The organism is Stenotrophomonas sp. C-A (assembly GCF_054030835.1).
The window spans coordinates 4,421,607-4,438,608 of sequence record NZ_CM132916.1 but is presented as its reverse complement, the minus strand read 5'-3'; the positions used below and the strand labels follow the sequence as shown (position 1 = coordinate 4,438,608).

14 protein-coding genes are annotated in these 17,002 nt (G+C 62.0%); 7 read left to right on the top strand and 7 right to left on the bottom strand.

Features of this window, described 5'->3' with window-relative positions:
- Positions 1-8 precede the first annotated feature (8 nt).
- The 4 genes from ACW5IY_RS20610 to ACW5IY_RS20595 all read right to left on the bottom strand — a co-directional run bounded on the left by ACW5IY_RS20610 (position 9) and on the right by ACW5IY_RS20595 (position 4,913).
- Complete coding sequence (locus tag ACW5IY_RS20610) at positions 9-1,199, bottom strand: EpsG family protein (RefSeq protein WP_049435768.1); 1,191 nt, start codon at positions 1,197-1,199, stop codon at positions 9-11.
- A gap of 1 nt (position 1,200) precedes the next feature.
- Entirely contained in the window at positions 1,201-2,403 is a 1,203-nt protein-coding gene (locus ACW5IY_RS20605; protein WP_152906246.1) for a polysaccharide biosynthesis protein, read from the bottom strand.
- Between the two features lie 191 nt (positions 2,404-2,594).
- A complete protein-coding gene (gene gmd / locus ACW5IY_RS20600; RefSeq protein WP_049435765.1) occupies positions 2,595-3,716 on the bottom strand; it encodes a GDP-mannose 4,6-dehydratase in 1,122 nt (373 codons plus the stop codon).
- A gap of 30 nt (positions 3,717-3,746) precedes the next feature.
- Positions 3,747-4,913 carry a nucleotide sugar dehydrogenase gene (locus tag ACW5IY_RS20595; protein WP_049435764.1) on the bottom strand — a complete coding sequence of 389 codons (1,167 nt, stop codon included), beginning with the start codon at positions 4,911-4,913 and terminating at the stop codon, positions 3,747-3,749.
- Positions 4,914-5,321: 408 nt separating this feature from the next.
- Between ACW5IY_RS20595 and ACW5IY_RS20590 the strand changes: the two genes are divergently transcribed.
- From ACW5IY_RS20590 to ACW5IY_RS20575, 4 genes are all read left to right on the top strand, one after another.
- Positions 5,322-7,553, top strand: coding sequence for a polysaccharide biosynthesis tyrosine autokinase (locus ACW5IY_RS20590; RefSeq protein WP_457326856.1), 2,232 nt, complete (start codon positions 5,322-5,324; stop codon positions 7,551-7,553).
- Positions 7,554-7,651: 98 nt separating this feature from the next.
- Positions 7,652-8,545 (top strand): 4-hydroxybenzoate octaprenyltransferase, encoded by an 894-nt coding sequence (gene ubiA / locus ACW5IY_RS20585; RefSeq protein WP_049435762.1) that lies wholly within the window; start codon positions 7,652-7,654, stop codon positions 8,543-8,545.
- A 187-nt stretch (positions 8,546-8,732) separates the two neighbouring features.
- On the top strand, positions 8,733-10,157 hold the full coding sequence (locus ACW5IY_RS20580) for a short-chain fatty acid transporter (RefSeq protein ID WP_192840211.1): 1,425 nt from the start codon (positions 8,733-8,735) through the stop codon (positions 10,155-10,157).
- Between the two features lie 273 nt (positions 10,158-10,430).
- A complete protein-coding gene (locus ACW5IY_RS20575; protein WP_162838410.1) occupies positions 10,431-10,589 on the top strand; it encodes a hypothetical protein in 159 nt (52 codons plus the stop codon).
- A gap of 54 nt (positions 10,590-10,643) precedes the next feature.
- On the opposite strand, the gene ACW5IY_RS20570 is transcribed toward ACW5IY_RS20575, so the two are convergent.
- Positions 10,644-11,270, bottom strand: a complete 627-nt coding sequence (locus tag ACW5IY_RS20570; protein WP_049435760.1) for a YiiX/YebB-like N1pC/P60 family cysteine hydrolase — start codon at positions 11,268-11,270, stop codon at positions 10,644-10,646.
- An 82-nt stretch (positions 11,271-11,352) separates the two neighbouring features.
- Between ACW5IY_RS20570 and ACW5IY_RS20565 the strand changes: the two genes are divergently transcribed.
- The 3 genes from ACW5IY_RS20565 (at position 11,353) to ACW5IY_RS20555 (ending at position 15,183) form a co-directional block, all read left to right on the top strand.
- Positions 11,353-11,865 carry a hypothetical protein gene (locus ACW5IY_RS20565; protein WP_049435759.1) on the top strand — a complete coding sequence of 171 codons (513 nt, stop codon included), beginning with the start codon at positions 11,353-11,355 and terminating at the stop codon, positions 11,863-11,865.
- A 73-nt stretch (positions 11,866-11,938) separates the two neighbouring features.
- Positions 11,939-13,777, top strand: coding sequence for a M3 family metallopeptidase (locus ACW5IY_RS20560; protein WP_049435758.1), 1,839 nt, complete (start codon positions 11,939-11,941; stop codon positions 13,775-13,777).
- Positions 13,778-13,779: 2 nt separating this feature from the next.
- Positions 13,780-15,183: a TPM domain-containing protein gene (locus ACW5IY_RS20555; protein WP_049435757.1), complete on the top strand. Its 1,404-nt coding sequence runs from the start codon at positions 13,780-13,782 to the stop codon at positions 15,181-15,183.
- Between the two features lies 1 nt (position 15,184).
- Here ACW5IY_RS20555 and ACW5IY_RS20550 read toward each other — a convergent pair whose 3' ends face one another.
- Both ACW5IY_RS20550 and ACW5IY_RS20545 read right to left on the bottom strand, forming a co-directional pair.
- Positions 15,185-15,856 (bottom strand): VOC family protein, encoded by a 672-nt coding sequence (locus tag ACW5IY_RS20550; RefSeq protein ID WP_049435756.1) that lies wholly within the window; start codon positions 15,854-15,856, stop codon positions 15,185-15,187.
- 54 nt (positions 15,857-15,910) lie between these two features.
- A complete protein-coding gene (locus tag ACW5IY_RS20545; RefSeq protein WP_049435755.1) occupies positions 15,911-16,990 on the bottom strand; it encodes a poly(ethylene terephthalate) hydrolase family protein in 1,080 nt (359 codons plus the stop codon).
- Positions 16,991-17,002: the final 12 nt, after the last annotated feature.

Sequence of the window (17,002 nt, the reverse complement as noted above, 5' to 3'; positions counted from 1 at the left end):
TGTTCCGGCTATATCGGTCGCGCAAAGAAATAATCAACAAATTCCCCGCCGAAATAGAATGGCGAGTTATCCATTCTGAGCGACACGTAGTAGAAACCCACTACGGATAGAATGGAAAGTACGATAAATGCTCTGTTTGCGGCCAGCCACAGGCAGATTAGAGTAACCCCGACCACGCGAATCAATTCGAAATAGAAATACATTCTCAGGAGCGCAAGGGGCTGCTGGGATGCACCAATGACGGTCAGGCTATACATTGCGACAAATGGGATGAAGAAGGATTTTACTAGCTTTCCCACCGACTTCGTGTTGAGAAGCGATGAGGCTCCTATGACGATCGCCGCGTCGAGTACATACGTGAGAAGGCCAATTGCGCCGTCGTTCTTGTCTCCAAATCTGTAAATCTCATCGCTGGTAGAGAAGTAATAGCCAAACCCAAGTAGTGCCAGTGAAGCTGCGCCGATCAAGCTTTTCCGTATAACGGAGTTTCGGATCAGCTTTACCTGGACGATGAATATAAGCACGAATGCGGGAATGATTGCGGAGTTGTGCGTCAGGACAGCCAGCATGGCCAGTGCCAGAGCGGGTCTCCGTCTCATTTTCATTTCCAGACATAGCGATCCAAGCAGGAACGCGATTGCGAGCTCTTGTCGGACGAGATGAGTGGTCAGGGTGAACGTGATGCCAATTGTCGAGGCACATATGATTGCAAGCGCAACATAGACGCCAGACAGTCGCGTGGCGGTTAAGGCGGCTGCAGTGCCGGTAACAAAATATGCAACTGATCCGTAGATGATCGCAGTGACAACAACAGCAAGTACCTCAGGCTGGGCACTGGTTGTAATGGATAAGATCCATGCAAGAACGTGGTAGACCGGCTCGGTTAAGCGAGCCGAGACTCCCATATGTACTTGGCCGAAGTAGTCATAGATTGGAATGTCCTGCAGCAGCTGAAAGTGATACAAGTACCAGGACCAGTCACCGTCGGGTACCTTGTTCGAATTGATCCAGCCGAATAGGAAGGTAAAGAAAGCAGCGCATGCAACTGCGGGTGCGCGGCCAGACTTGATTGTGCTTACCGCGACTGAGAATATCAAAAGAAATAGAACTGGTGCCCAAATGAATATGGAGCCCAGCACCGCAAGCGAAGCTACGATGACGTAACGCCAAATTTCCAAGGATTGGTTATGGGCTCGCATTCTATTGAGCTCCCGTATGTTTGCTAAGATCCATTGATTTTCTGATACTGCTCAATCTACGCGCATAGGTAAAGGTAACAAATATCTCTGCTGCGGCCATTGAATAAAGTGCTGCTGGTGGGCCGGCCAAATTTGACAATGCGAGCCAGGAAAGAGCCATGATAGCGAGGGACAGGCCGTTTCCTGATGCAATGGCGCGGAATTCATGCAAGGCCAGGAGAGTAGTTGAGAATGCTGCGCGTGCACCGATTGCGCAAGTTATCAATCCCCAGCCGGCCAGGTAGGGGAGCGCGCCTCTGTAATCTGATGGGATCCAATGCTCTGGCACCACTAGTGACGCAATGAGTATTGCCACGCCATAAAGAAGTAGCGGAACTACGGAGATGACTACGACCTTGTTTCCGGATTCGATTGCAGACTGCTTGCTCTCTTCTCGCTTCTTGCTGGTTGTGCTCAGCCCAACCTGCGATATTACTGGAATTATCTGGAATATCGGCATGAACAGCAATCGCGCTGCGTTAACGTCCGCGATCGTGCTCATTCCAAGTGGGGCTAGAATGAGGCTGTGGGCCTGGTTTCGGGCAGAGAAGAAGATGTTGCTCAAAATCCCCCATTTCCCGCCGCTCCACGAATCCCTCAGCGTGCGTACCAGTGCCGAGGGGGAAACTTGCGCTGCGTAAGCCAATTTGGTTGGCCTGCAGGCGAGCAGGCTTACGACTGTGGCGGCCGAGTATGTAAAGCCCGCCCACACCACTTTGCTGACTGAGGTTGGCGCGAGGACAATAAGTAGAATTGTCGTGAGCAGCAGAACTGCGCTCGATGCTGTAACTTTTGTGTTTTCTTCAGCAAAGACGAGGTATCGAACTACCAATTCCCTGCAACTCATTGCACACGCCATGCTCGCCGCGATCAGCACTGCAGGGACGTCCAGTTGCCAGTTGATTATGGAAAGGGCGGGTGCGGCAGTTGCACAGATGGCGGCAGCCCCCAGGGTTGCAGCGACAATTATGTAAATCAGAGAGAGGAGTTCAATTTCTCTCTCGGGAGTATTTCGACTCGGTAGGTTTACGACGAACTGGACGGTGAGGCCGGAGGAAATCATTCCGGCAGCTACCAATGCTATGGAAAAGCACAGGCTATAAAGCCCAAAGTTCTCCTTGGTCGCGGCAAGCAAGAGCCAAGCCGAGACAAGCAAGCTTGACAAGCTTGAGCTTGCTTGACCCAGGAGCGCCGCAAACACGGTCCGCGATCTTGAAAGTAGTTGGACTAATTTCTGCTTCATCTGCAGGCGGTCGTGAGCTCGGCGGCTAGGGTGAGGCTTGAGTATCCCCCAATGCTCCTCCATAGCCGCGAGCTATTGCGGAGATAAAGCGGATCGCTATGACGGCGGTGCCTTTAACTCCCCTTGCCGAGAGCAACCGGGAAGCCGTGACTCCGAAGGAGCGCGTGTTGCCTTGCTGCGGTGAGATCGGACTGAACCATCTCCTTGACCATATCCTGCAGAGTGATCTGAGGTGTCCAGCCCAACTCGGCCTTTGCCAAGGAGGGATCCCCCAGCAGTGACTCAACCTCTGCTGGTCTGTAGTAGCGCGGATCTATGCAGACGATTGCATCTCCGACCTTGACGGACGGAGCGGCATCGCCCGTGATGGATCGGACAATCGCTCGTTCATTGACGCCTGTTCCCTCGAAACTAAGTTCGATTCCGAGTTCTTTACATGCCATCACTATGAACTCGCGAACGCTGTACTGCACCCCAGTGGCGATCACGAAGTCTCGAGGTTCGTCCTGCTGAAGCATCATCCACTGCATTCGGACGTAGTCCTTTGCATGACCCCAGTCCCGAAGTGCATCGAGATTGCCCATGTACAAGCAGCTTTCAAGCCCTTGAGCGATATTGGCCAGTCCGCGCGTGATCTTTCTGGTTACGAAAGTCTCGCCCCGGCGCGGGCTCTCATGATTGAACAGGATCCCATTACAAGCGTACATTCCGTAGCTTTCACGGTAATTGACAGTAATCCAATACGCGTAGAGCTTCGCAACGCCGTAAGGGCTGCGCGGATAGAAGGGAGTGGTTTCGCGCTGCGGCGTTTCCTGAACCAGCCCGTACAGCTCAGAGGTAGAGGCTTGGTAGAAGCGCGTTCTGTCCGTCAATTTAAGGAATCGAATCGCTTCCAGGAGACGTAGTGTGCCGATGGCGTCTACGTCAGCCGTATATTCGGGTGCTTCGAAGCTCACCGCGACGTGACTTTGTGCGCCCAGATTATAGACTTCATCTGGCTGTACCTCGGCGAGAATTCTCGTCAGGTTGCTGGTGTCAGTGAGGTCGCCATAGTGGAGGTGGAATCTGGGGTTCGAATCATGAGGATCTTCATAGATGTGATCAACTCGCTGCGTATTGAAGAGGGACGCACGGCGCTTTATGCCATGAACCTCATAACCCTTATCGAGAAGCAGTTCCGCCAGATAAGAGCCATCCTGGCCAGTAACGCCGGTGATCAGTGCGCGTTTCGTCATTTATTTCTTTCCCTGCAGTATGCGGTTTCTTCAGTCGGCCCCAAACAGGTCCCGGCTGTACACCTTGTTGGATACGTCGGCGATCAGTTCGGAGGCTCTGTTCGCAAGAATCAGGTCCGCCTCCACTTTGAAGGCATCAAGATCCTTTACAACTCTGGATCCATAAAACGTTGAATCATCCAGCGTTGGCTCATAGACGATCACTTCAATTCCTTTTGCCTTAATGCGCTTCATTACACCCTGAATCGCGGAAGCTCTGAAGTTATCTGATCCTGATTTCATAACCAGGCGATAAATTCCTACAACCCTGGGTTTTAGAGAAATAACTTCATCGGCAATAAAATCTTTACGCGTGCCATTTGACTCGACAATCGCACGGATTAGGTTCTGGGGAACATTCTGGTAGTTTGCCAGCAGTTGCTTCGTGTCCTTGGGCAAGCAATAACCCCCGTACCCAAAGGAAGGGTTGTTGTAATGACTCCCAATGCGAGGATCGAGGCTGACGCCTGCAATGATCTGTCGAGTGTCCAATTCGTGAGTGGCAGCGTACGTATCCAGCTCATTGAAGTAAGCGACACGCATTGCCAAGTAGGTGTTCGCAAAAAGCTTTATCGCCTCTGCTTCAGTTGAATCAGTGAGCAGAGTGGGTGCGTCTTTGCTTATCGCTCCTTCTTTCAGCAAGTCTGCAAACACCCTCGCTCGATCAGATCGCTCACCCACGATAATCCGACTGGGATGGAGGTTGTCGTAAAGCGCCTTGCCTTCACGGAGGAACTCAGGGGAAAATATTATTCGATCCGTTTCAAAGCGTGTGCGAAGCTCTTTGGTGCATCCAACCGGAATGGTGGACTTGATCACCATGACGGCTTCAGGATTGATCCGCAGTACGTCTGCAATGACCGATTCCACCGAGCTTATGTCGAAGCAATGACTCTGCGTGTCGTAGTCGGTGGGGGTGGCGATCACAACATAATCGGCATTCGTGTATGCCTCTTGCTTGTCAATAGTTGCAGTAAGGCTTAGGGTTCCCCTTGCCAAATACTCGCCAATCTCCCTGTCTTCCAGTGGAGTGCGTCCACTATTGATGAGCGCTACGCGTGCCGCGTCAATGTCAAGTGCGAGAACCTGATGATTCTGTGCCATTAGAACGGCATTGGAGAGGCCCACATAGCCAGTTCCGACAACAGCGATCTTCATTGCAAGTCCTTTTGTACCAGTTCAAACACAGTGGGTGGTGCAAGCGAGTCAGGCATATCTACATTGTCAAATCATTCCGAAGCCCGCAGTAGACTGCCTCCCAGGGCGGTATCGTCACTGGGTGAGAATGTAGTCATCTAGCTGATCCGGCTCAGACTGCAACCCGCAGCTCATTCGCATCGCCAGCTACATAGCATAGCAATTCTGCCGCTGCTCGAAGAGAGATCGGATCTTGGTAGCTTGTGGTGCCAATCTCCGCTTTGGCTAATCCGGAGCCTGCAATCGCGGCCATCAGTTCGATTGGCGTTCAGAAATTGGTATGCTGAGAGGCTTGGTCGGGCGAGGGCGCTAGCGCGTTTGAACTTCGTGAGGCCGCCAGACCATCGTTCTCGAACGGAAGTGGAAGCTATGAGGAGTCAAATGGAGTCCCGGGTAAGCAAGGATGACGAGATTGATCTGCGGGAAGTACTAGGTGCGGTGCTTGACCGTAAATGGTTCATCTTCGCAACCACGGCTATCTTCATGGCTGCTGGGCTGCTGTATGCCTTGCTCGCTCGACCGATCTACCAAGCGCAGTCATTGGTTCAGGTTGAGTCAAAAGTGCCAAGCATCCCGGGTCTCGCTGATCTTGCCTCGTTGGGCGGCAGTGGCAGTACCGCTGCTACCACCGAAGTTGCGCTCCTGACTTCGCGTTCGGTGATTGGCGCTGCAGTTGATCAACTCAACCTGGAAATCCAGATTGAGCCGCGCCGTTTTCCCTTGCTAGGCAACTTCTTTGTGCGCCGTTACAAGCCACAGGAAGAGGGGGATGTATGCCCGCCGATGTTCGGCCTTGCCCGGTATGGCTGCGGCGGAGATGTGCTCGGTATCCATCGGTTGGACGTCCCTGCGTCTCTGATCGACTCTACCCTGATTCTAAAAGTTGGAAGCATGGGTAAGGACTTCACGCTTCTTGACGAAGACGGTGAGATGCTGCTTCGTGGTCAGGTCGGTGTACCTGCAGAGGGCCGTGGAGTGAGGTTGGAGGTGGATGAACTGCGTGCGAATCCTGGCATGCAGTTTGAAGTGACCCGGTTGCGCCGCCTTGACGTCCTAGCGTCCCTGCAAAAAGAGCTGAAGGCTACCGAACAGGGCAAGGAGTCCGGCATCCTGAGACTTGTCTATCAGGACACCGACCCATCTCGGGCTGAGTCGTTCGTGCAGCGTGTTGCTGACGCATATGTCCGTCAGAACGTCGACCGGAGCTCCGCCGAAGCCGCGTCGCAGCTCCAGTTCGTCAAGGACCAGCTACCGACGATCCGCCGCCAGGTGGAGCAGGCGCAGGCGGCGATGAGCGCGTACCAGTCGCAGTCTCGGTCGGTGGACATCACCATGCAGACCAAGGGTCTGCTGGAACAGGAAGTAGCCGTCGAAGCCAGCATCCAGCAGCTGCGCTTGAAGCAGGCCGAAATGGATCGGAGCTTCACGCGCGAGCACCCGGCCTACCGCGCGCTTATGCGTCAGATCGGCGATCTGGAAAGCCGCAAGGGCGGTTTCCAGAAGCAGGTCGGTGATCTCCCGGAAACCCAGCAGGAACTGCTTCGCCTCACCCGCGACCTTCAGGTCAGCAACGAGCTGTATACGGCGCTGTTGAATCAGGCACAGCAGCTCGACGTGGCCCGCGCGGGAGCGGTCGGCAATGTGCGTATCGTCGATCCGGCCATCGTTGACATCGCCAACCCGGTTGCACCCCGCAAGGCCTTGATCGTCGCCATCGCCACACTCCTTGGTGCCTTCCTTTCGATTGCCTTCGTCTTCCTCCAGCGCATGCTCAACCCGGGCATCGAAGACCCGGCAGACATCGAAGCCCTTGGCCTGCCGGTCTACGCCGCCATCCCGCTCAGCGTGTCCAACACGCTGCCCAAGCTGCGCAAGGGCAAGCACGGCACGCGCGTGGTGGCCGACGGTCGCCAGCACCTGCTGGCGGTATCCGCGCCAGCCGACCCGACTGTGGAGGCACTGCGCAGCCTGCGTACCAGCCTGCACTTCGCGATGCTGGAAGCGAAGAACAACATCCTGACCATCTCGGGCCCGCGCCCGCGCCCGGGCGTGGGCAAGACCTTCGTGTCCACCAACCTGGCCGCGGTCATCGCGCAGGCGGGCCAGCGCGTTTTGGTCATCGACGCCGACATGCGCAAGGGCACTTTGCACAAGATCCTGGGTGTTTCGCACCAGAAGGGCCTGTCGGACGTGTTGGGCGGCAAGCTCAGCGTCGATGACGTGATCCATCCGGTGTCCGGCCTGGACAACATGCACTACATGGTGCGTGGCGACATCCCGCCGAACCCGGCCGAATTGCTGATGCACCCGCGTTTCGCGCAGCTGCTGCAGGACATGTCCGGCAAGTACGACTTGGTGATCGTCGATACGCCGCCGATTCTGGCCGTGACCGACCCGGCGCTGGTCGCCACCCATGCCGGTTCGAGCCTGCTGGTCACCCGTTTCGGCGTAAACCAAGCCAAGGAAATCGAGCTGACCCTGCAGCGCTTCGAGCAGAACGGCGTGCAGATCAAGGGCGCGATCTTCAACGCAGTCGAGAAACGTGCCACCGGCTATTACAGCTACGGCTATTACGAGTACAAGTCCGACGAGAAGGCCTGACCACTTCGCATGGCAGGATATCGGGGCCCGGTGCGCGCAGGCGCATCGGGCCCTGTCGTTTCTGAGTCTCGCCCCCGGCGCAGGAGTATCCTATCGCCATGGCTGATACCCCCCTCACTTCGCCGCAGTCGCCGGCGACGCCGCGTTGGCGGCATTACTGGAGTCTGATGCGCGCCGATCGCCCGATCGGCACGCTGCTGCTGCTGTGGCCCACGTGGTGGGCGTTGTGGCTGGCCGCAGGTGGTCTGCCGCCGCTGTGGACGCTGTTCGTGTTCACCGCCGGAGTGTGGCTGACCCGCTCGGCCGGTTGCGTCATCAACGACTACGCCGACCGCTGGCTCGACCCGCACGTGGAGCGCACCAAGGCGCGCCCGTTGGCCACCGGTGCGATCAGTGGCCGCGCCGCGCTGGCGTTGTTCGCGGTGCTGATGCTGGTGGCGTTCGGCCTGGTACTGACCCTGAACGGGCTGACCATCGGCCTGAGCTTCATCGGCGTGTTCCTGGCCGCCAGCTACCCCTACCTGAAGCGCTACACCCATCTGCCGCAGGTCTACCTGGGCATGTCCTTCGGCTGGGGCATCCCGATGGCCTTCGCCGCCGTGCAGGGCGAGGTGCCGATGCTGGGCTGGCTGCTGTATGCCGGCAACATCCTGTGGTCCACCGCCTACGATACCTGGTACGCCATGGTCGACCGCGAGGACGACCTGAAGATGGGCTCGCACTCCACTGCAATCCTGTTCGGCGACCTGGACCTAGTCATCCAGGGCGTGCTGTACGCGCTGTTCCTGGCCACCATGGCGCTGGTTGGCGTGCGTGGCGGGCTGGGTGGCTACTACCTGGCCGGCGTGGCTGCGGCCACGGTGCTGGTGGTCTACGAATTCTGGATCTGCCGCAACCGCGAGCGCGGCCCGTGCTTCAAGGCGTTCCTGCACAACAACTGGGTGGGTGCCGCGCTGTTTGCCGGCATCGCCGTGGATCTGGCGCTGCGCTGAGACGCGCAGCCGAGCGTGGGCTCGGCTCTACAGGTGGCAACCCCGAAACCGGATATCCGTAGCGCCCGAGCCCATGCTCGGGCGGCGGTGCGTAGCGCCGGGTATCCCGTCGCCTACGACCAATAGGTGGCAGACAGCCCGCACCCCACCGCCCAGAATCGGGCCATCGAACCTGGGAGGGTAGGCGATGGCCTCGACGGCAGCAGTACAGGACGGCTGGATGGCGCGCGCGGCGCTGCGCTCGGCCGCCTGGGCGGAAAAGTGGTTCCCCGATGCGTACGTGTTCGCGGTGCTGGGCGTGGTCATCGTCGCGCTGGCGGCGATGGGCTTCGGCTCGACCCCGCAGGCCACCGCCAGCGCCTTCGGCGACGGCTTCTGGAGCCTGATTCCCTTCACCATGCAGATGGCCTTCGTGGTCATCGGTGGCTATGCCGTGGCGACTGCGCCGGTGGTCGCGCGCTTCATCGACTTCCTGGCCCGGGTGCCGCGCACCGGTCGTGGCGCGGTGGTGTACGTGGGCCTGGTCAGCATGCTGGCCTCGCTGCTCAGCTGGGGCTTCTCGCTGGTATTCGGCGGCCTGCTGGTGCGTGCGCTGGCACGCCGCACCGAGCTGCGCATGGACTACCGCGCGGCCGGTGCTTCGGCCTATCTGGGGCTGGGCGCGGTGTGGGCGATGGGGCTGAGTTCGTCGGCTGCACAGCTGCAGGCCAACCCGGCCAGCATGCCGCCGGGGCTGGTCGAGATCACCGGCGTACTGCCGTTCACCGAAACCATCTTCCTGTGGCAGTCGATCGCGCTGACCTCAGTGCTGATTCTGGTTTCGCTGCTGATCGCCTGGCTGACCGCACCGGCCGCCGGCAGCGCTCGCACCGCCGAAGACTTCCCCGGTGCCGCGCAGGCCGAGCCGGAGCCGCTGCAACGACGCACGCGCCCGGGCGAGTGGCTGGAATACAGCCCGCTGCTGACCGTGCTGCTCTCGTTGCTGGCGTTCGGTTGGCTGTTCAACGAATTCGCCAACAAGCCGGTGGTCACCGCCATCGCCAACCTCAACACCTACAACTTCCTGTTCATTTCGCTGGGCCTGCTGCTGCACTGGCGCCCGCGCAGCTTCCTCAACGCGGTGGCCAAGGCGGTACCGAGTACCACCGGCGTACTGATCCAGTTCCCGCTGTACGGTGGCATCGCGATGATCCTCACCCACGCTGTCGGTGGCGATGGGCAGACGTTGGCGCACCGGCTGTCGAGCCTGTTCGTGCACGTGGCCAGCACCGATACCTTCGCGCTGGTGATGGGCGTCTATTCGGCCGTGCTGGGCTTCTTCGTGCCCTCCGGTGGTGGCAAGTGGATCATCGAGGCGCCGTACGTGATGCAGGCCGCCAACGAACTGAAGGCGCACCTGGGCTGGGCGGTGCAGGTCTACAACGCGGCCGAAGCGCTGCCGAACCTGATCAATCCGTTCTGGATGCTGCCGCTGCTGGGCGTGCTGGGGCTGAAGGCACGCGACATCGTCGGCTTCACCTTCATCCAGCTGCTGGTGCACATTCCGCTGGTGCTGGGCCTGTTGTGGCTGCTGGGGATGACCCTGGCGTACGTGCCGCCGGTGATGCCCTGAATGCAGCGTTGGCTTCCCTGCGTGAGCCGGGAAGCCAGCCTCGTTCAGCGCGTGTTTCCGGCTGCGAGCGCCATGAATGCGTGCAACGCCGATGTCGGCATGAGCACATGCCGAACCCGCATGAATCCTTCAGCCGCTTGTGCCACAAGGGCTTCTGCGCGTTCATTCACAGGCGTACACACAGATGTAGCCGCCCACCCACGCGTGATTAACCATTCGCTGCAGACGATGGCCACGTCCACCGCATTCCGCGTGTGGCTTTGGAGATCGGACATGGCACAGCAGAACCAGAACCCGAACCAGAAGCAGCAGGGCCAGCAGAACCAGCAGGATCAGCAGCAGGGTCGTGGCCGCGACCAGCAGCAACAGCAGCAGGAACAGCAGAAGCGCAACCAGAACCAGCAGCAGGGCGGCCACGACGAAGAAGAATGATCGCGTTGCGCGTGCAACGTGACCGGCGAAGCCCCGCCCCGTGCGGGGCTTTGCTTATTCCAGCACGCCGATACGCTGCAGCACCGGCGCCGCCGACATGTCGTTCGGATTGGTGCCCGGCTGATCCTGCGGCACGTCCATGCCCATGCCGCGGTAAAGATCGACCCAGTGCTGGGCGATCTGCCCGGTCTGCGGGTTGCGGAAATTCATCGGCTGCAATGCGAACACGTGGTGCGCACGGAACGCACGCTCGATGAAGTCCGAACAGTAATAGCTGTCCTCGTTCAACACATACGACGTGTTGTAGGGCTTGCCCAGCATCGTGCGCGCGGTGGCGACCGCATCCTTGATGGCCGCCTGCTGCGGCGCGCGCAGGCGATAGACCACGATCTGCCGCTGCTTGGCGCGCGCCTCCTGGCGGAATTCGATCAGTGACTGCCGGCGCGACCCCTTCTCGTCGGCGTGCAGCACATCCCAGCCTTTCGGCGCCGAGGCGACCAGGGCGACGTGATCGAAGCTGGGTGCGCCCTGCGTGCCGGTAGCATCGTCGATGGCCGCGCTCAGGCCGCTGCGGCCGGCGGTGACGAACAGCAGGTCGCCTTCGTGGACATCGACGGCCAACGCCACGGCCGGCCACAGGGCGGGCAGCAGCAGGCCGATCAGGAGCAGGAGGCGATGCATGAGGACTCTCGGACAGGCGGAATGCCGGAATTGTAGGGTGCGCGGTAGCATGGAGCGACCGGACCGGATTCAGGATGAGCCCATGCGTCGATACCCTTCTCCTGCACTGCTGGTGCTTGCCTGCGGCGCGGTGCTGGTTGCCTGCACGCCAGCGCCGCAGCCACCACAGACAGCGGCCGAAGCCGTGACTGCCGCAGCGGCGCCGGCGACCAGCGCCACCGAGCCCACACCTGTGGCTGCAGCCAGTGAATGCCCCTACCCGGAATTCGATACGTTCCTGAAGCATTTCGGCAACGAGATCACGCTGCAGGAAAAGGCCACGGCCGATCCGCTGCTGGACAGCTACATCGATGCGGAGGCCGAGCCGGAACCGCGCAAGGTGGAAAGCCGGTTGGCGCTGGCCGATGTCGAGTGGCCGGTGATGCCCGATCCTGCCGCGTTGGCCGGGCAGGGCCGCGAAATGCAGGTCAGCCCCCTGGCCGATGGGCAACGGCAGGTGCAGATCCGTACGCCGGACAGCAGCGACCAGCAGACCTATACCTTCGCGCAGACGCCTTGCTGGACGCTGGTCAAGCGTGAAGACGAGTCGATCTGAGGCCTTATCCGGCACAGGCGCGGCGGGCCAGTGGCTGCTAGGCTCGATCCCTGGTCCAGGCAGGGAGACGCCGATGCAGGCTTTCAGGAAGCGCACCACCACCGCCGCCGTCGTCGCCGTATTGGCGATAGCTCCCTTCAGCGGCGCCCAGGCACAGTCGGTGCATGCCGATGACCGCGCCTACTTCGCCAATACCACCGCCGAACAGGCCGCGCGTGTCACCTTGGGCAAGCGCGTCGAGGCCCTGCAGCAGGCGTCCGCCCTTGCACCGGCGGAACGCTTCCAGCAGGCCGAGGTACTGGAAGCGCAGTGCCTGCGTCATCTCGGCTACCTGCACCTGCAGTCCGCCCGCAACGCACGCGATCTTCGCCCGGCACAGGCGATGGAGCAGGCAGCGGGGCTGTGCAGCCGTATCGCTCGCAGTGGTCGCGCCGCACTGCGCGAGGCACCCGCAGATGCAGCGTGGGCAGCACCGTATGGCTTCCTGCGCGCACGCGCGCTGAAGGAAGCTGCCACCCCGGCCAACGCCGCGCTGGATGAGGCCGTGGAGGCACTGGCCGATCCGGCGCTGGACAGCTTCGCGCGCCTGCGCGGGCAGATCCTGCGCAGCGCCGAGTACCCGCAGATCGAGCACGGCGGCCGGCACTGGGACACGGGGCGCGACAAGCAGGCGCTGGCCCAGCAGCCCGACCGTGCCCTGCGCGAGGCAGGCTGGAAGGGTTACTGGCAGGGGCTGCACTCGCGCCGTGAGCCGATGGCTTCGGTGCTGCTGGGGCTAGTGCAGGTGAATGACGCGGCCGCACGCCTGCAGGGCGATGGCTCGGCGCCGGCACACGGCTACCAGCGCATGGGTCTGGATACCGCCGTAGTGAATGCAACGCTGGTGGCGATCGAGCAGCACGCGGGGGACCGCCGCGCCTACCAGGACATGCTGCTACGCCACGCTGCGCGATCGGGCATCGACGCGCCGCAGATCTGGGATACCACCGTGCCCGATGCCGGCTACACGCCACCAGTGCTGACGCTGGCGCAGCTGCGCGACAACGCCGCCGATGCCATGCAGCATCTGGGGCCAGCGTACGTCGCCGAACTGCGCGCGCTGCTCGATCCAGCCAACCAGCGCATGGACCTGGCCACCGAACGCGGTGACCGCAGCCAGGACGCGTTCTCGGTGAGCGCTCCCGGTGTGCCGGCAATGCTGTTCGTTGGCGTGCGCCGTGGCGATCTGGAAAGCGATGTCGAAATCGCGCATGAAGCGGGTCATGCCGTGCATGGCGAGTGGATGCAGCGCGGTCATGCGTCGCCGCTGCAGCGCAATGGCAGCCAGTGGCTGACCGAGGCGTTCGCGATCTACAACGAGCTGCGCTTCCGCGACCAGCTGTACCAGCAGGCACAGGACCCGCGTGCCAAGGCCTATTACCTGAAATCGCTGCTGGACGACATGGTGCTGCAGCTGTTCACCTCCTCCGAGGAAGCGCAGCTCGAGCAGTCGATCTACCAGGGCGTTGCCGCCGGTACGCTGGGCACCGCCGATGATCTGGACGCGCTGACCGGGCAGGTGCTGGCGCGCTTCGGCCAGCAACCGGAGCGCTACCCGCAGCTGCGCAACACCTGGATCGGCAAGCGCCTGATGTATGAAGACCCGAACTATCTGGTGAACTACCTGTATGCGGGGCTGCTGGCCGTGCAGCTGTATGTGCAGGACCAGCGCGACCCCGACGGGTTCCGTGAGCGTTATCTTGCCGTGCTTGGCGAAGGCTTCGACCGCGCGCCGGACGAGCAGGTGGCGCAGCTGCTGGGGCACGCGCCAGACTGGGCGGCCCTGGTGGATGCCGATCTGCAGGTGTTCAACCAGGCGGTGGCACAGCTGCAGGCGCTGCATGCGCGGATCGAGGCAGGGCAGGGTACGTGAGCATGCTGCGGGCAGGACAGCGGACTGCAGCCATGAGGTGGCTGTTGTTGCTGCTGTGCCTGCTGCCGATGGCGGCGCTGGCGGCAATCCCGGTCCCGGCGCTGGACGATCCCGTGGTGGACACTGCCAACGCGCTGTCCGCTGAAACCCGCGCCACCCTGCGCAGGCAGGCGCTGCAGCTGCAGGTGCAGAAAGGTGCGCAGCTGCAGGTACTGGTGGTACCCAGCGTGGGCAACGAGGGCATCGAGGCCTACGCACAGCGGGTGTTCGATCAGTGGCAGCTGGGTCGCGCCGGTGTCGACGACGGTGTGCTGTTGCTGGTGGCGGTGCAGGACCGCCGCGTACGCATCCAGACCGGCTATGGCCTGGAAGGTGCGCTACCGGACGCGTACGCCGCTCGCATCATCGACAACGCGATCGTGCCGCGCTTCCGTGAGGGTGATTTCGACCAGGGCGTGCTTGATGGCACGACGATCATGGTGGCGCTGATCGAAGGCGAGGACCTGCCTGCATGGGAAGCGCCGTCGGCCAGCAATGTGCTGCCTGCGGACTGGCGCCGCGCAGACTCGGTGGTGGCGTTGACCCTGCTGGCCGGCTTCCTGGCCGGGCTGTGGCGCTCGCCGCCGCCCCTCCCGCCAGCGAAGACCGAGGACGATTTCAGCGGCAGCCGTCGGGAGCGGCGGCGCAAGGCACTGGCCGCCAATGCGTCGGCACCGAGGCCGAGCTGGCCGACCTTGCCGGCCTGGGGGCGTCCGATGCTGCTGACAGCGGTGGTTGCCGCAGGGGTGCTGTCCGTGGCGTTGCTGTTGCCACGCCACCTGCTGGCGGGCCTGTGCTTTGTGATGGTGCTGGGCGTGCCGGTGGCGGCCCTTCTCGGCTGGTGCTGGCGTCGCAGCCAGGGGGTGCGCATCGTCCTGTGCGGCATGCTGGCACTCAGCGCGGTCTTGCTGGTGCAGGCGCTGCTTCGTGGCCAGCTGCCACCGAGCCTGGCCCGGCACCTGCTGCTGCAGGCGGCCGCGGGCGTTGTCACCCTGATGGTGTTCCTGCTGGTGCAGGCCTGTCGCACACGCTGGAAGAAGAATCGCAGCAGCTTCGTCGTGCGCATGACGGTGCTGGTGCTGTTGACCCTCGGTTATGCCGCGGGCGCGTTGCTGGCGATCCATCGTGCCGAAGGTGACGATCCACGGCTGCTGGCGATGATTGTGTCAGGTGTGTGTGGCGTGCTGCTGTACTTCGTAGGGTTGTTCACCATGTTGCCGGGCGAGCGCGCACGTGGCCGGGTTTCGTCACGCCGCGAACGCAGCGCGTCCAGTTCGTCATCCGGCAGTTCGTCGTCGAGCAGCTCCAGCAGCTGGTCCGGAGGCGGTGGCCGCAGCGGCGGAGGCGGCGCGTCCGGCAGCTGGTAGCTCAGATCGCCTGTACCCGCCAGCCGAGTGCAGCGTCCTCCACAACGCCCGGGCCGGCCACGTCGCCGACCTGCAGCAGCAGGCCCTGTGCATTGGGCAGGTCCTTCTGCTCGGGGAACCAGCGTCGGTCCGCAGCGACCACGATCAGCAGGCCCTCGTCGTCGCCCATCGGCGCGAACTGCGGCGAAGGCGGGCTGATCGGTTGCAGGCCGAACCGCAGGCTGGACTGTTCGCGCACAGCGTCGACATCGTGGCTGGGCAGGCCGACCTCGCTCAGGCAGGTCAGCTCGCTGCCGTGGAAGGCGCCCTGATGCGCACTGGCCGGCAAGCGGCGGCGGCCGATCAGTTCCAGGATCAAGCCATCGGGGCCGGTGAAGTACACCGACTGCGACTGCCAGCTGCTCTCCAGCGCGAAGTAGTCCAGTCCCGCCGGATTGCGCTGCAGTGGCGTGCGTTCGCGCAACCAGGTCATCGCCTCGCCGAAGCGGTTGTCCGGCACGTTGAACGCCAGGTGCACGCCACCGAGCGGACGTCCTTCAGCGGGCTGCAGTTCAATCGTGCTCCAGCCGATGTGCACATGGGTACCGACCACGCGCTGCTGCAGCACATCGTGGAAGTAGCTGGCCACGGCACCCACGTCAGATACCGGCAGAGTGAGGTGCAGCAGGCGCATGATCGGTTCTCCGTGGACGCGTCCACTGTAGCGCCAGGCCATGCCCGGCGGCCACTAGCGCAGTGAATGGTCAAAGAACCGTATCGCTGCATCCACTGCCTGCGCGTGGGTCTGTGCCTTTGGCACCGACGTAGTGCACAGGTCCTGCAGCCGCTGCTGCCCGGTCGCGGTACACGCGGCCAGGAAATCATAGTGGCCCACATCGGCCAAGCGCTGCAGTTCCGCGCCCGGAATCAGGGCCCCGGCGGCCGCGCCATTGGTCTGTGGCGGCGCAACCGTGTCAGCCTCACCCAGCACGATCGACACGGGCAGCCGCAACGAGGACAGCTGCTCGGGCGCGAAGGCCTGGATGATCGCCGGAGCCAGCAGGAATGCCGCCCGCACGCCGGGAATCGCGCGCGCGTCGTTGGCCTGGGAGATCCATGGCGCCAGTGCTGGAGAGGCCGCAGCGGCAACGCGCGCTTCCATTGAGTGCGTTGCGGCCTCCTGTTGAGGCCGGCAGACGCCGTCATCCGGATGTGCGGTGCAGAAGGCCAGCAGTCGCTGCAGGTCCGGTCGTGCACCGGCTGCCAGCAGCGCCGTGTAGCCACCGGCCGAGAACCCGGCAACACCCAGGCGTTCAGGATCGACGTGCGGGCCCAGCACTGGATCGGCCCGCACGGCCGCCAGGGCGGCGCGCAGGTCATCCGCACGCAACCAGCTCAGGATGCTGCCGGGCAGGGTCATCGTGTCAATGCCGTTGTTGCCTGGATGATCGACCGCGATCACCAGATACCCGGCCCGCGCCAGCGCGGTGCCCAGCCAGCCCATCATGCGCGCACTGCCGCCGTTGCCATGCGAGAGCAGCAGCGTTGGCAGGCGATCACCTGCGACGGGAGCCTCCATCGCGGCACGTCCGACGTCGAACAGCGGCGCGTCGGGCGGGCCGATGGTCAGGGCGGTTTCCCGGCTGCCGGCCAGCGCTGGGTACCAGACCGTGTAGCGCAGCGCGTCGTGGTGCTGCGCATCGCGTACAGCCGCGCTGGCCACCGTAGTGGCGCCGTGGCGCTCGCCGGCTGCCTGCGTCTCGCTGGCATCGGCCACGACAGTGAAGACCATAAGGATCATTCCCAGCACAGCAACCGTCATGCGCATCTTCAGTTCCTT

What these genes read in the sequence shown, in the direction of transcription:
- ACW5IY_RS20555 (WP_049435757.1), top strand. Translation starts at nt 13,780, where the DNA reads ATGCTGCGGGCAGGACAGCGGACTGCAGCCATGAGGTGGCTGTTGTTG.
- ACW5IY_RS20610 (WP_049435768.1), bottom strand. Translation starts at nt 1,199, where the DNA reads ATGCGAGCCCATAACCAATCCTTGGAAATTTGGCGTTACGTCATCGTA.
- ubiA (WP_049435762.1), top strand. Translation starts at nt 7,652, where the DNA reads ATGGCTGATACCCCCCTCACTTCGCCGCAGTCGCCGGCGACGCCGCGT.
- ACW5IY_RS20570 (WP_049435760.1), bottom strand. Translation starts at nt 11,270, where the DNA reads ATGCATCGCCTCCTGCTCCTGATCGGCCTGCTGCTGCCCGCCCTGTGG.
- ACW5IY_RS20590 (WP_457326856.1), top strand. Translation starts at nt 5,322, where the DNA reads ATGAGGAGTCAAATGGAGTCCCGGGTAAGCAAGGATGACGAGATTGAT.
- ACW5IY_RS20565 (WP_049435759.1), top strand. Translation starts at nt 11,353, where the DNA reads ATGCGTCGATACCCTTCTCCTGCACTGCTGGTGCTTGCCTGCGGCGCG.
- ACW5IY_RS20550 (WP_049435756.1), bottom strand. Translation starts at nt 15,856, where the DNA reads ATGCGCCTGCTGCACCTCACTCTGCCGGTATCTGACGTGGGTGCCGTG.
- ACW5IY_RS20595 (WP_049435764.1), bottom strand. Translation starts at nt 4,913, where the DNA reads ATGAAGATCGCTGTTGTCGGAACTGGCTATGTGGGCCTCTCCAATGCC.
- ACW5IY_RS20575 (WP_162838410.1), top strand. Translation starts at nt 10,431, where the DNA reads ATGGCACAGCAGAACCAGAACCCGAACCAGAAGCAGCAGGGCCAGCAG.
- ACW5IY_RS20545 (WP_049435755.1), bottom strand. Translation starts at nt 16,990, where the DNA reads ATGCGCATGACGGTTGCTGTGCTGGGAATGATCCTTATGGTCTTCACT.
- ACW5IY_RS20560 (WP_049435758.1), top strand. Translation starts at nt 11,939, where the DNA reads ATGCAGGCTTTCAGGAAGCGCACCACCACCGCCGCCGTCGTCGCCGTA.
- gmd (WP_049435765.1), bottom strand. Translation starts at nt 3,716, where the DNA reads ATGACGAAACGCGCACTGATCACCGGCGTTACTGGCCAGGATGGCTCT.
- ACW5IY_RS20580 (WP_192840211.1), top strand. Translation starts at nt 8,733, where the DNA reads ATGGCCTCGACGGCAGCAGTACAGGACGGCTGGATGGCGCGCGCGGCG.